14 protein-coding genes are annotated in these 12495 nt (G+C 40.9%); all 14 read right to left on the reverse strand.

All coding sequences use genetic code 11. The annotated features are described in order from the left end of the window. Nucleotides 1–13: 13 nt before the first annotated feature. The 14 genes from I7804_RS13175 to I7804_RS13240 all read right to left on the reverse strand — a co-directional run bounded on the left by I7804_RS13175 (nt 14) and on the right by I7804_RS13240 (nt 12489). Nucleotides 14–520 carry a GNAT family N-acetyltransferase gene (locus I7804_RS13175; protein WP_092043782.1) on the reverse strand — a complete coding sequence of 169 codons (507 nt, stop codon included), beginning with the start codon at nt 518–520 and terminating at the stop codon, nt 14–16. A 32-nt stretch (nt 521–552) separates the two neighbouring features. Next, the gene (gene rhuM, locus I7804_RS13180; protein WP_331477810.1) at nt 553–1527 is read right to left on the reverse strand and encodes a RhuM family protein; all 975 of its coding nucleotides are present in this window, start codon (nt 1525–1527) and stop codon (nt 553–555) included. 104 nt (nt 1528–1631) lie between these two features. Continuing rightward, nucleotides 1632–1991 (reverse strand): thioredoxin family protein, encoded by a 360-nt coding sequence (locus I7804_RS13185; protein WP_248403830.1) that lies wholly within the window; start codon nt 1989–1991, stop codon nt 1632–1634. Nucleotides 1992–2003: 12 nt separating this feature from the next. Beyond that, the gene (locus I7804_RS13190; RefSeq protein ID WP_248403831.1) at nt 2004–2984 is read right to left on the reverse strand and encodes a permease; all 981 of its coding nucleotides are present in this window, start codon (nt 2982–2984) and stop codon (nt 2004–2006) included. A 44-nt stretch (nt 2985–3028) separates the two neighbouring features. Then, nucleotides 3029–3505 carry a GNAT family N-acetyltransferase gene (locus tag I7804_RS13195; protein WP_330361705.1) on the reverse strand — a complete coding sequence of 159 codons (477 nt, stop codon included), beginning with the start codon at nt 3503–3505 and terminating at the stop codon, nt 3029–3031. Further along, a complete protein-coding gene (locus tag I7804_RS13200; RefSeq protein WP_248403832.1) occupies nt 3498–3941 on the reverse strand; it encodes a MarR family winged helix-turn-helix transcriptional regulator in 444 nt (147 codons plus the stop codon). The genes I7804_RS13195 and I7804_RS13200 overlap by 8 nt, the downstream gene beginning before the upstream one ends. A gap of 116 nt (nt 3942–4057) precedes the next feature. Next, a complete protein-coding gene (locus I7804_RS13205) occupies nt 4058–4579 on the reverse strand; it encodes a DUF4256 domain-containing protein (protein ID WP_248403833.1) in 522 nt (173 codons plus the stop codon). Nucleotides 4580–4676: 97 nt separating this feature from the next. Continuing rightward, nucleotides 4677–5276, reverse strand: coding sequence for a DUF3427 domain-containing protein (locus I7804_RS13210; RefSeq protein WP_248403834.1), 600 nt, complete (start codon nt 5274–5276; stop codon nt 4677–4679). A gap of 149 nt (nt 5277–5425) precedes the next feature. Further along, nucleotides 5426–5998, reverse strand: coding sequence for an NUDIX hydrolase (locus I7804_RS13215; RefSeq protein ID WP_248403835.1), 573 nt, complete (start codon nt 5996–5998; stop codon nt 5426–5428). Nucleotides 5999–6015: 17 nt separating this feature from the next. After that, complete coding sequence (locus I7804_RS13220; RefSeq protein ID WP_027204819.1) at nt 6016–6336, reverse strand: DMT family transporter; 321 nt, start codon at nt 6334–6336, stop codon at nt 6016–6018. Between the two features lie 242 nt (nt 6337–6578). Beyond that, complete coding sequence (gene ppdK, locus I7804_RS13225; RefSeq protein ID WP_248403836.1) at nt 6579–9218, reverse strand: pyruvate, phosphate dikinase; 2640 nt, start codon at nt 9216–9218, stop codon at nt 6579–6581. Nucleotides 9219–9403: 185 nt separating this feature from the next. Continuing rightward, nucleotides 9404–10375, reverse strand: coding sequence for a glycerophosphodiester phosphodiesterase family protein (locus I7804_RS13230; RefSeq protein WP_080655375.1), 972 nt, complete (start codon nt 10373–10375; stop codon nt 9404–9406). 281 nt (nt 10376–10656) lie between these two features. After that, nucleotides 10657–11961: an MFS transporter gene (locus I7804_RS13235; protein ID WP_248403837.1), complete on the reverse strand. Its 1305-nt coding sequence runs from the start codon at nt 11959–11961 to the stop codon at nt 10657–10659. 258 nt (nt 11962–12219) lie between these two features. Continuing rightward, on the reverse strand, nt 12220–12489 hold the full coding sequence (locus I7804_RS13240; RefSeq protein WP_027204822.1) for a hypothetical protein: 270 nt from the start codon (nt 12487–12489) through the stop codon (nt 12220–12222). Nucleotides 12490–12495 lie beyond the last annotated feature (6 nt).

Below are 12495 nucleotides of genomic sequence, written 5' to 3' on the forward strand. Positions count from 1 at the left end.
AACTTGAAGTTGTTTATCTCAAATCCAAACTCATAACATCAAAATCGACATACTCGCTATCAATTTTAAAGAACGCTGGTATCGTACCAGTCTTATTGAATCCATATTTCTCATATAAATGAATAGCAGCTGCATTATCACTACGAACTTCCAAATTGATAATCTCTATTCCATTATCATTCGCATATTCAACAAGGTGGCTCATTAACATTGCGCCTACTCCATTATTCCATTCATCCTTAAGAACAGAAATTCCCATCTCTGCTCTATGTGACATTCTTCTAGGCAGCCCACTTAAATTAGCAGTTCCAACTAACTCAGTATCTTTCCATGCACAGTAAAAAACACTGTGTGGATCATTTGCTACTATCCCAAGAAATTCAGCCTCTTTCTCAATCGGAATACTTACTCCTTCAGCGCCATATGTCAAATTATCAGTCTCCCCACCAATTCTTTTCATATAATTCAAAATCTTCTCCGCATCTCCTGGCTGTGCTTCTTTAATAATTATGTCACCCATCTTGGCTTCTCCCTTACAAACTGCGAATTTGCCTACATCTTCAATAAATTCATGACCAATGTTGTCATGATATCTTTTTCTTCTGGATTTGATTCTGCAATCATAAGTGTAATAGCAACGAGAGCTCCATCGCTAATGACTTTTTGCCCATCCCGAATTAATGCATCGTTTTTGTCTAAAAACTCTAGAAAAAGAGATGCAGCTATTCTTTTACAACCATCAGCAAATGGATGATCCTTTATCATAAAGTACAAAAGATTTGCAGCCTTTTCTTCTAATGATGGATATACCTCACCGCCAAATACATCTTGATATACTGCTGCAAGAATTCCCTCTACTTTTCCAGTTTCTTTTTCAACACCAAATACATCTGAGCTAAAACTGTCCTCCATATGATTAATCATATTTCTACAATCTTCATATGTGATTCGATAAACAGGCTTATTGCCTTCTGGTTTACTCAGTGACTGATGATCATACTGATCCAAGAGAACCAGCGCGTCTGTATAAAGTTTTACCGCTCGAAGAACCTCTGCTTCTTCAATCTCTAGCGTATTCGCAATAATCTTTGATTGAATCTCAACCGTCTTATTCAAGGCTGCAAGTCTCTTTTCATTGATTGCATAGCCTTTCATGATATATTGCTTAAGAACATTATTTGCCCAACGCCTAAATGCAATACCTCTCTTTGAATTAACTCTGTATCCAACAGATAGAATCATGTCCAAATTATAAATCTTCGGTTTTCTACCTCCAGAACTTTTGTCGGAAAAACCGACAGAAGTCTCATCAAGCTCTCCAGAAGAAAGAATATTGTTAATATGTTCACTTATTGTTGCATGCTTTACATCAAACAATTCTTCCATTTGCTTCTGTGTAAGCCACACTGTTTCCTTATCTGGACTTACTTGAACTTCAATATTCTTTTCACCATCTGTAAATAATACTATTTCATTTTTCAAATCTTCACCTCTATAAATTCTTGAATTTATCTTTTTATCTTGCATTTGTCTCTATGAAACCTTCTAATTGCAACTATAGGTTCAATCATAAATACTATCAATAAAACAATAAATACAAGCCAAATAATAATAAGATTAAAAGCCTTATTTCACAATCCTCTAACGTCTTTCAAAATCTTTACGACTTCGTGTTTCTTAAGTACTTTACCATAAGATACAACCTTACCATCTACAACCAATGCAGGTGTTGTCATAACTCCATAGGCGGCTATTTTTTCATACTCTTTTACATGTTCGATGATCGTATCCATACCAAGTTCCGTTAGTGCCTCAATAACTGCTGCTTCTAGCTCATTACACTTTGCACAGCCTCCGCCAAGGATCTTTACTCCTTTTAGACTTTTTTCTTCTTCCGCAGCCTGCATGTTTTCCGTAGTACAATTGCATGCGCAGCAACATGAAGTCTTTTTCTCCTCTTCTTTTTTCTTACCAAAACTAAATAAAACCATTTTCTTTTCCTCCTACAAAATCATTCCTTGCATTAGATTAAACAGATATCCTACTATTACAATTCCAACTACACATATGGTAATGAAAACAACCAGAAGCTTTGTTTTGATCGCTTTCTTTAGCATGATTAGTGACGGAAGAGAAAGCGTAGTCACACCTAACATAAATGCAAGCACAGTTCCAAGCTGAGCCCCCTTATATAGTAATGCCTCAGCAATAGATATAGTTCCGAAAGTATCAGCATACAGCGGAATACCAACTATGGTAGCCAGCATCACACCAAATGAATTCTTTCTTCCAAGTATTCCTTCGACAAAGCTTTGTGGTATCCAGTTATGTATTACAGCTCCAATTCCTACACCTATGACAATATATGGAAAAACTTTTTTTAAAGTCTCAAGCACCTGATCCTTTGCATAGATAAGGCGTTCCTTCTGTGTAAGGGATGGTGAATCAATGTCTACAGCAGATGCCTTTCGAATAAACTCTTCTACCTGATCTTCCATGTGAAGCTTCTCTATTAAAGTCCCTCCAATTACTGCGACCACAAGTCCCAGCATAACATAGATAATCGCCACCTTTGTACCAAAGATGCTCATAAGAAGAATCAGACTTCCAACATCTACCATAGGCGAAGATATCAGAAACGAAAAAGTCACACCAAGAGGGAGTCCAGCACTGGTAAATCCAATGAACAGCGGAATTGAGGAGCACGAGCAAAAAGGTGTCACGGTTCCCAAAAGTGCTGCAATACAGTTTGCCCAAATACCATGAAAATGCCCTAAGATCTTCTTACTTCTTTCCGGTGGGAAATAGCTTTGAATATAAGAAATCAAGTAGATAAGAACACACAAGAGAATTGTTATCTTTATTACATCATATAAAAAGAACTGTATTCCGCCTCCCAGTCTTGATTCTAAATCAGCTCCTATTAACGAAAGGAAATCACCTATCAGTTCATTTAGCCACTTCATTCCAAGTATCTGTTTCATGAAAAAATCGCCTATCACTTTCAACACCTACCACTTTCTTCACCTTATGAAGCTCTATACTCCATCAAGGTTGTATTCTGCCATTCTCCAAATCTGTCCTTCGCAATTCTTTCTCTATATCCGATTTCTCTAAAACCACACTTCTTATGTAATGCGATACTTGCCTTGTTAATAGAGATTATTGCTGAATATATACTCCAAAATCCTGCCTTTTCTGACCTTTTAATTAACTCATTTACAAGTGCAGTTCCAACGCCATGTCCTCGGTATTCTTGATCAACGTAGATGCTCATTTCAACGCAGCCCTTATAAACGCATCTGCTTGATGTGGGACTGATTGCAACCCAGCCGATTACCTTACCATCTTCTTCATATACAAATCTGCAATCCTTAATATGTCCCTTATCCCATTCCTCGAAACTAGGACACTCTGTATTAAAAGTTGCTGTACCGCCTTCCATCCCCTGCTTGTAAATCTCTGATACTCTTTCCCAGTCATTATCAATCATTGGTCTAATCACAACATTTGTCCTCCACTTTATCGCATGCTTCGTTATATATTCTTAATGCTTCAAGAACCTGGTCTTGCTTATCTTTTGGAATTCTTGAGAACACTTCTTTAAACTTATCATACATATCATTCTCAATCTTATTGAAACGAGCTTCTCCCTCTTTGGTCAGAGTAAGAACAACACATCTACGATCTGTTTTAGAAGGTTCTCTAGTGACAAAACCTTTTTGCACAAGTTCTTCTACAGATCTACTTACTGCACTTTTATCAAGTTTAAGTACTTTTGCCAATTCTTTTACACAGATGCCGGGACTACGTCCAATCTCAACTACAAGAAAGCACTGAGAAGTGGTAACAAGGCACTTACAACAATCCGTAGTATTCATATTATCAAGATTACGCTCCAGTTCTCTGGTATATTCTCGAAACACTTTTACTTTATCCATAGTCAAACCTCCTTTTGATTATAAATGATAATTACAATTGTTGCTATTGTCAACTATTATATTTAAAAATAGACCAGTACAATCTGGGTGACCCCAGTGTACTGGCCTATGTCTAATTATATAAGCGTATAACCTCTGAACCCGCGCACGGAATAGTACGAATCCGCCCCGTTATGGAATGTGAAAACCCTTCCGTAACGTCGTTCGCAGAACAATGCACCGCCCTTGTCGCGAATATCATCCGGCGTAGTGATCCAACTTGACGTTTTCAAATCAAATTCCCCGAGACTTTGCAGTCGGCGATAGAGTTCCTCCGTCATGATCAAAACGCCGATTTCTTTTGCTTTCCATTCGGCGCTGCCTGACGGCGGGTTTTTAGTACGCCCCTGTAATGCCTTTTCGTCATAGCACAGGCTTCTGCGCCCAGAAGGAGACTCCTTTGCGCAGTCGCAGAAAATTAGCTTTCCCGTCTTTTCGTCATAGCCGATGGTATCCGGTTCTCCGCCGCTCTCCTCCATCCTTCTCAAAACGTCCATGGAGCCCGGATGCTCAAGCAAACGTTTCTCCACGTCAAGCCAACTCAGTCCCATATGAAGATTCTTATTATCCTGAAACCTCGCTTTTAATATTTCTAACATGTTTTCCCCTCCAATCCCTCGATTTAACATGCTTCAAGCAAGCGACAATTCAATTCATACAATGCTGTTTTGTGAGGTTCCTATAGCTCCTGTTAGACTACTGCGCGATCCCAAAATCATACCTCAAATAATCCGGCAGCTCAGTCTTCATCGGTATATCATACAGATACGTCACATTATTTTTCCCGGTCTTAGAGTCAAGCTTCTCCTGCTTCCTCTCATTGGAGAACTGACCCTCACCAGCGTATATAAAGGGCTGCGTAATCCCATGCTCATCCTTGGTCTTACGTATAAACAGGTGCACATACTTACATAGCCTAAGTGCCTGCAGATCCCTACTAGATATGTTGTTCTCGCATTCCCATTGAAACATATCCGGTGCCAGGAACTTATCCTTGTATGCAAGTCGCTCTTCTATTGAAGCTTCTTTCTTAAGAGAAGCAAACACAATAGCCTCATCTCCGTAGAAATATGTACCCTTCTGATTGTGGTCAGGATCCTTGAGCATCTTGAGCTGAACCTGATCCATACGATAGCTATGCCATAGCAAGAACTTCTCCGAATTCTTATAAGTGATCTCATATTGCGTTAGTCCATAGGATACCAGATCGCTTATATATTCACGGAGCTGATCATCCATGCTTGCATTCAATGAGTATACGTCATCCTTTAATGCAAGACCTCCCTTTTTAAGCATAAAGCGAAGGGTATGAGCTATCTGATCCTCCGTGCATCCGGGCACTGCTAGCACTATAGTTAACAATTCGTAGTATTATTCTCACCACGCCAAAAGCGCCACATTCCAGTTGCTATCACCTGAAATGTGGCAACATTTCAAACTGTAGTCTACATTTCTCTTTCATCTGCTTTAACGTATTTACAAACTATCTCCAGTCCGCCCATAGGAACACAGAACTTCTCATCCCTTGGTGGCTGGCATGCCTGATATACTTCCTCTAGGTCGAACCACTCTACACTGTCCAGCTCTTCCTTTTGGATGGTAAGGTTATCAATTCCTACCTCCTCGTCATAGACATAGACGAATGCGATTTCATTATCCTTAAAAGGCTTGCCATGGAATTCCTTTTCATACTGAATTGGAAATGTTCCTGCGAAATGCAAATCATCTGGACTTGCCTGAATACCAAGCTCCTCCGACAATTCTCTAATAGCAGATTCTAATGGTTCATCACCAGCCTGAATATGCCCAGCTGATGAAGTATCATATCTGCCTGGAAAAGAATCCTTATTCATAGCTCGCTTCTGTAAAAGAACCTCTGTCTTATCACCATTTTTACGAACCACCCATATGTGAGCTGTTCTATGCCTGATGCCTTCAGCGTGCGCCTTTGATCTGGTCACTGTCTCGCCCGTAGGCTGCCCATTTTCATCTACGATGTCAAAAATCTCTTCTGCCATGTTGCTCCCTTTTATCCTCATTCTTTTGCAAGAATCTTAAGTCCTGCAATTCCAACTACAATAAGAATAACACATATTACCTGTGGAACCGATAGCTTTTCATGAAAAAGAAATACACCAAGCAGCGTCGTTCCAAGTATTCCCATTCCAGTCCACATAGCATAGGCAGTACCTAAAGGCAACTGTCTAAGTGCAATTGCTAAAAACACTGCACTTGCTATGTAGCCCACTCCGGTAACAATCGATGGAACTAGTACCGTAAATCCGTTAGACATTTTCATTGCCACAGCCCATGTGATTTCCAACGCTCCGGCAATCAATAGATAAATCCACTTCATATAAAGAACCTCCAAATATTAAAATACGCCATTCCTCTACCTGCTAAGACCTAACGATAAAGGAATGACGTGAATCCCACTACTCGGTAGCAATGGGCGTCTGTTTGTTTTATTGTCTTTTGGTGCGAAAACATAGAAGTCACCACTAACTCTCTCAACTAATACAATAGGGAGCCCTTTCGGGCTCCCTACCAACTGTTTTATCTCCACCATAAGCGCAGATAAAACAACAACTTTTTAGATTAGTTCTGCTCAGCGATAGCTGCCTGTGCTGCTGCAAGTCTTGCGATCGGCACACGGAAAGGTGAGCAAGATACATAGTTAAGACCGATCTTGTGGCAGAACTCAACTGATGAAGGATCTCCACCGTGCTCACCACAGATACCAACGTGAAGGTTAGGATTAACAGGCTTACCAAGCTTGATAGCTGTCTCCATGAGCTTACCAACACCTGTCTGGTCAAGCTTAGCAAATGGATCGTTCTCGAAGATCTTTGTATCATAGTAAGCGTTAAGGAACTTACCAGCATCATCACGAGAGAAACCATATGTCATCTGTGTAAGGTCGTTAGTACCGAAGCAGAAGAAATCAGCTTCCTTAGCGATCTCATCAGCTGTAAGAGCAGCTCTTGGGATCTCGATCATAGTACCAACTTCGTACTTAAGGTCAGCACCAGCAGCCTTGATCTCAGCATCAGCTGTCTCAACAACTACCTGCTTAACGAACTTAAGCTCTTTAACATCACATACAAGAGGAATCATGATTTCAGGAACAACTTTCCAGTCAGCATGCTTCTTCTGTACGTTGAGAGCTGCACGGATAACAGCCTTTGTCTGCATCTTAGCAATTTCAGGATATGTAACTGCAAGACGGCATCCTCTGTGACCCATCATAGGGTTGAACTCGTGAAGAGAATTGATCATAGCTTTGATCTCTTCTACGCTCTTGTTCTTAGCATCAGCAAGCTTCTTGATATCAGCTTCTTCTGTAGGAACGAACTCGTGAAGCGGAGGATCAAGGAATCTGATAGTAACCGGGTTACCTTCAAGTGCCTCGAAGAGTCCTTCGAAGTCGTTCTGCTGGTAAGGAAGGATCTTCTCAAGAGCAGCTTCTCTCTCTTCTACTGTATCTGAGCAGATCATCTCACGGAAAGCTGCGATTCTGTCAGCTTCGAAGAACATGTGCTCTGTACGGCAAAGACCGATACCTTCTGCACCAAGCTCTCTAGCCTTCTTAGCGTCAGCAGGTGTATCAGCGTTTGTTCTAACCTTAAGCTTTCTATACTTGTCAGCCCAAGCCATGATACGGCCGAACTCACCAGCGATAGTAGCATCAACTGTAGGGATAATACCCTGGTAGATGTTACCTGTTGTACCATCGATAGAGATTGTATCACCTTCGTGGAACTCTACGCCACCAAGTGTGAACTTCTTGTTCTCTTCGTCCATGTTGATGTCGCCGCAACCGGATACGCAGCACTCACCCATACCACGAGCAACAACTGCTGCGTGAGATGTCATACCACCACGAACTGTGAGGATACCCTGAGCAGCCTTCATACCTGTGATATCTTCAGGAGATGTCTCAAGACGTACAAGAACTACCTTCTCGCCTCTTGCAGCCCAAGCTTCTGCATCGTCAGCTGTGAATACAACCTTACCAGCAGCAGCTCCAGGTGAAGCGCCAAGACCCTTTCCAAGTGGTGTTGCAGCCTTAAGAGCAGCAGCATCAAACTGAGGGTGAAGGAGTGTATCAAGGTTACGAGGCTCGATCATAGCAACAGCCTCTGCCTCTGTCTTGTGTCCCTCATCAACGAGGTCGCAAGCGATCTTAAGAGCAGCCTGAGCTGTTCTCTTACCATTACGGCACTGAAGCATGTAGAGCTTCTTGTTCTCTACTGTGAACTCCATGTCCTGCATGTCGTGGTAGTGATTCTCAAGAGTCTCACAAACCTTAAGGAAGTCAGCGTATGCTTCAGGGAACTCTTTCTCCATCTGTGCGATTGGCATAGGAGTACGAACACCTGCAACAACGTCTTCACCCTGTGCATTGATGAGGAACTCACCCATAAGCTTGTTCTCACCTGTAGCAGGATCACGTGTGAATGCAACACCTGTACCGGACTGGTTGTTAAGGTTACCGAATACCATAGGCATTACGTTAACAGCTGTTCCCCATGAATAAGGGATGTCGTTGTCACGACGATATACGTTAGCACGAGGGTTATCCCATGAACGGAATACAGCCTCGATAGCAAGCTTTAACTGCTCAACAGGATCTGAAGGGAAATCTGTACCGAGCTGGTTCTTGTACTCTGCCTTGAACTGCTCAGCAAGTTCTTTAAGATCAGCAGCTGTAAGGTCTACGTCATACTTAACGCCCTTCTCTTCTTTCATCTTGTCGATGAGCTGCTCAAAATACTTCTTACCAACTTCCATAACTACGTCAGAGAACATCTGGATGAAACGTCTGTAAGAGTCATATACGAAACGCTCGAATGCAGGATCAGGATTGCCCTTGATCATTGCTGCAACAACTTCGTCATTAAGACCAAGGTTGAGGATTGTATCCATCATACCAGGCATAGATGCACGAGCACCTGAACGAACAGAAACAAGAAGAGGATTCTCAAGGTCTCCGAACTTCTTTCCGTTCTCTTTTTCCATCCAAGCAACACCTTCCATTGCCTGTGCCATGATTTCGTCGTTGATCTTACGACCATCCTCGTAGTACTGAGTACAAGCCTCAGTTGTGATTGTGAAACCCTGTGGAACCGGAAGTCCGATCTCAGTCATTTCAGCAAGGTTAGCGCCCTTTCCACCAAGGAGATTGCGCATGGACATGTTACCTTCTTTGAAGGTATAAACCCACTTATTAGCCATTTTCTTCCCTTTCTTTGCAGCTTTTTGTAAAACTGCAATTTCCCTATACATTTTTTATAATCATCTGCATAATTTAAGACCCTGTCCAGAAACGAATGGACGAAACAAAATACGAACTTAAATTCTCTTTTATCTCATTTAGTTCCTGAACAGAACCTTAATCATACAGACATTATCAAGAATAATTAAAGCTGCGTGTATTCACGCGTGCCCTCTTCAATAAACTGATCAGCTTTTTCTTTCATATTCTCCGCCTTCTCTTTCATGTCGGGGATAAAGCTGTCAAATATAAATATATCAAACTTGCCTCTGGCCTTGTCCAAAGCTTCCTGATCCTTGATAGTCCAGGCAGCTGCCGTATTGCGATAGAGCCTGTGAACAATACGCCTTGACATGTTTCTTTCGTGTTTGTAATTATAAGCCACAAAATCAGGTCTTGTTATGAAGTTAAGAAGAAGATTCGAAGGCACCTTCCATATCTTAGAGTGAAACTCATCCTTCTCATCCTTAAGGAACTCTTCTGCAAGCTGTCCTCTCATAACCTCCGGATGATGCTTCCTGTACCAGATAAGACCAAGCGGGTTGAAGGATTCTATACAGTAATCTCCCTTATAACTTCTAAGAAGACCGTCCGCTACAGGACATACGCCTGTATCAAAGGCTTCTATCTTGAGCTCAATGATAAGCGGAACCTTCCCATCGACCATCTTAAGAAAATCCTCAAATTTAGGAATCTTCTCATCAGAATCAAGCAGGTGAAAATGCTGTAATTCTTCGTAAGAATAGTCACCGACCTTACCTCTTACGCCAAGACTGCCATCAAGATTATGTATTGGATAATGTGATTCAAATCCCTTATCATATCTTGCTACCCTGGCCAGAGTAAAATCATGGAAGATCACCGGTATACCATCTCTTGTGAGCTGAACATCACACTCAATGCCATATCCGGCTTCTACAGCCTTTTTAAAAGCGGCCATTGAGTTCTCCGGCGCATTGGAATTGTTATCATGAAGTCCTCGATGAGCATATAACTTGCCAACGAAAGGCTTTTTTGAAGGTTTTTTGATTATTCTCGGCATAACAGCAGCCAGATAAAGTCCCCCCAAGGCAGCCGGTATAGATGCTAATGTCAGCAGTATTTTCTTAGAACCCATATTACAATTTACCAACCTCTTCAGAATTTGTGAAAAAACTCACAAACACCACCATGATATTTTAATACATAGCTGTTTTTATAGCAAGAGTTTGTTTCAAAAACAATACTCAATTTTTGCTAAGTTTTTGTGAATTTTCATCATAAAAAGGTTTGGGTTTGAAAAAAGTCTTGTACAAACCCAAACCTTTAGATCAAAAAAGCCCTATTTCTTGTCTATTTCTATCATATAGGCATCGCCAGATAAGCCTTCATGATCATAACTTATAATGCCTTGGTAACTTAGGCCTGTCTTTCAGAATCGCCATGTCTTACCATAAGCATTGTAACAAAAGCCAGTGTCGAAAATATGAACGCATACGGAAAAAGTGTTCTGTATGAGACCTGTTCAAGGAGAATACCGGAAGCAATAGGTGTAAATACCTGCGCAGCCATGCTGAATGTATAGTAATATCCGGTGTACTTGCCTATATCTGATGCGCTGGACATCTGAACTACCATAGGATATGAGTTTACATTGATAGAAGCCCATCCAAATCCTATTATTACGAACATAAAAACTATAGCATTTGAATATCCCGTAGCAAAAGCTCCAGCAAGATAGCATATACTCATAAGTGCAACGCCCATAAGTATAGTCTTCTTGCGCCCTATCTTGGATGATATCCATCCTATAGGAAGATATGATATAACAGCTGCAATAGTAGCTATCATGAGACAATTGGCATATGCCCCATTCTTAAGCCCCCAGACTTCTTCTACATATCTGGAAAAAGCTGTTGTCACAGCATTATAAGCAGTAAACCACAAAAGAACTGATATCAGAAGAAAAATAAGACTTCTCTTTACTGCAGCAGGCATAGCAGCGCTACCTGCAGACTCTTCATCGGCACTTGCAGCCTTTTTGGATGCTTCATCATCAGCATCATCCATAGAAAGGCCGGCAGCTGTGACTTCTTTGGTAACCTTATCTCGTATACTATTTTCATGGATTGTTATAAATAGTATAACAACGCACACTACCATGGCTATACTTATTGCAAGTGCAAGGGGTGTATAGTTAGTCCTTGACTGATCATCAGCATCTTTAAGCAGAAGTGATATCATGGCAAGTGTATATACAGCTCCCACTGTACCCATGAGATTGATTATGGCATTGGCGCGTGAGCGAAGCGGAGGCGGTGTAAGATCAGGCATCATAGCTACAGCCGGTGATCTGTAGATTCCCATTGATACTAATAGAAGCAAAAGTATTATTATAAATATAGCAATTCTTCCCGGAACATTTGCAAAGTTAATAAGGATCTGGAAAAGAATGGTTGATGCAACTGTTCCTATAAGGATAAAAGGCATCCTTTTACCAATCTTGGTATTAGTACGGTCTGAAAGTGTTCCAAAAAGTGGAAGAAGGAAAAGTGCAAATACATTATCAAGAGCCATGATAAAGCCCGTAATACCCTCTCCAAGGCCAAATGTATATTTTAAGATCCTGGGAATTTCGTTGTCATAGAACTGCCAGAAGATGCAGATAGACATGAAGGCAAATCCAATAAGTATAGTTCTCCCATAGTTTAGCTTGAGTTTCATAAAAGACTCCCCCTGTTAGATTATTAGATATTTCTATAATTTAGAAAATGAAAATATGAAATGAAGCTATAAACCTTATTTATATAATATCACATAAAACTAAACTGTTGGGCATGACTAATATTACTAATCTGACGCGTCAATATTCACGTAAAATACGCCGCCCCTATAACCAAATACAATAGGGACGGCGTATATCTATACCAATGTTATAAATACATAAAATGTCAGCTTATATCAATTCTAATAATATGTGTATCAGATCCAGCTATAATCTCCGCCTGTAACAGCCAGAGACAAAAGTGTATCCATGCGCTCAACTTCCTCTTCTCCAGAAATAACCTCTAAGAGCTTTGCTGTCTCAACTGCTTCCGGCATCTTCTCATCAGGGCCTATCTCCATATCAGGTTCCTTACCACAATATGGGCATACAAGACTAGGTCCTACCTTAACTGATAAAAATCTGCTGGCACACTCACTACATTCATAAAAGCCTGCAACTTTAGTTCCATCCGGTACATAGTACATTTTAAA

It is taken from the genome of Butyrivibrio fibrisolvens, from assembly GCF_023206215.1.
In the GTDB taxonomy this organism is placed as follows: Bacteria; Bacillota; Clostridia; order Lachnospirales; family Lachnospiraceae; genus Butyrivibrio; species Butyrivibrio fibrisolvens_C.

Coding starts and splice junctions, on each gene's coding strand:
- I7804_RS13175 (WP_092043782.1), bottom strand. CDS start 520: ATGGGTGACATAATTATTAAAGAAGCACAGCCAGGAGATGCGGAGAAG.
- rhuM (WP_331477810.1), bottom strand. CDS start 1,527: ATGCAAGATAAAAAGATAAATTCAAGAATTTATAGAGGTGAAGATTTG.
- I7804_RS13185 (WP_248403830.1), bottom strand. CDS start 1,991: ATGGTTTTATTTAGTTTTGGTAAGAAAAAAGAAGAGGAGAAAAAGACT.
- I7804_RS13190 (WP_248403831.1), bottom strand. CDS start 2,984: ATGAAACAGATACTTGGAATGAAGTGGCTAAATGAACTGATAGGTGAT.
- I7804_RS13200 (WP_248403832.1), bottom strand. CDS start 3,941: ATGGATAAAGTAAAAGTGTTTCGAGAATATACCAGAGAACTGGAGCGT.
- I7804_RS13205 (WP_248403833.1), bottom strand. CDS start 4,579: ATGTTAGAAATATTAAAAGCGAGGTTTCAGGATAATAAGAATCTTCAT.
- I7804_RS13210 (WP_248403834.1), bottom strand. CDS start 5,276: ATGCTTAAAAAGGGAGGTCTTGCATTAAAGGATGACGTATACTCATTG.
- I7804_RS13215 (WP_248403835.1), bottom strand. CDS start 5,998: ATGGCAGAAGAGATTTTTGACATCGTAGATGAAAATGGGCAGCCTACG.
- I7804_RS13220 (WP_027204819.1), bottom strand. CDS start 6,336: ATGAAGTGGATTTATCTATTGATTGCCGGAGCGTTGGAAATCACATGG.
- ppdK (WP_248403836.1), bottom strand. CDS start 9,218: ATGGCTAATAAGTGGGTTTATACCTTCAAAGAAGGTAACATGTCCATG.
- I7804_RS13230 (WP_080655375.1), bottom strand. CDS start 10,375: ATGGGTTCTAAGAAAATACTGCTGACATTAGCATCTATACCGGCTGCC.
- I7804_RS13235 (WP_248403837.1), bottom strand. CDS start 11,961: ATGAAACTCAAGCTAAACTATGGGAGAACTATACTTATTGGATTTGCC.
- I7804_RS13240 (WP_027204822.1), bottom strand. CDS start 12,489: ATGTACTATGTACCGGATGGAACTAAAGTTGCAGGCTTTTATGAATGT.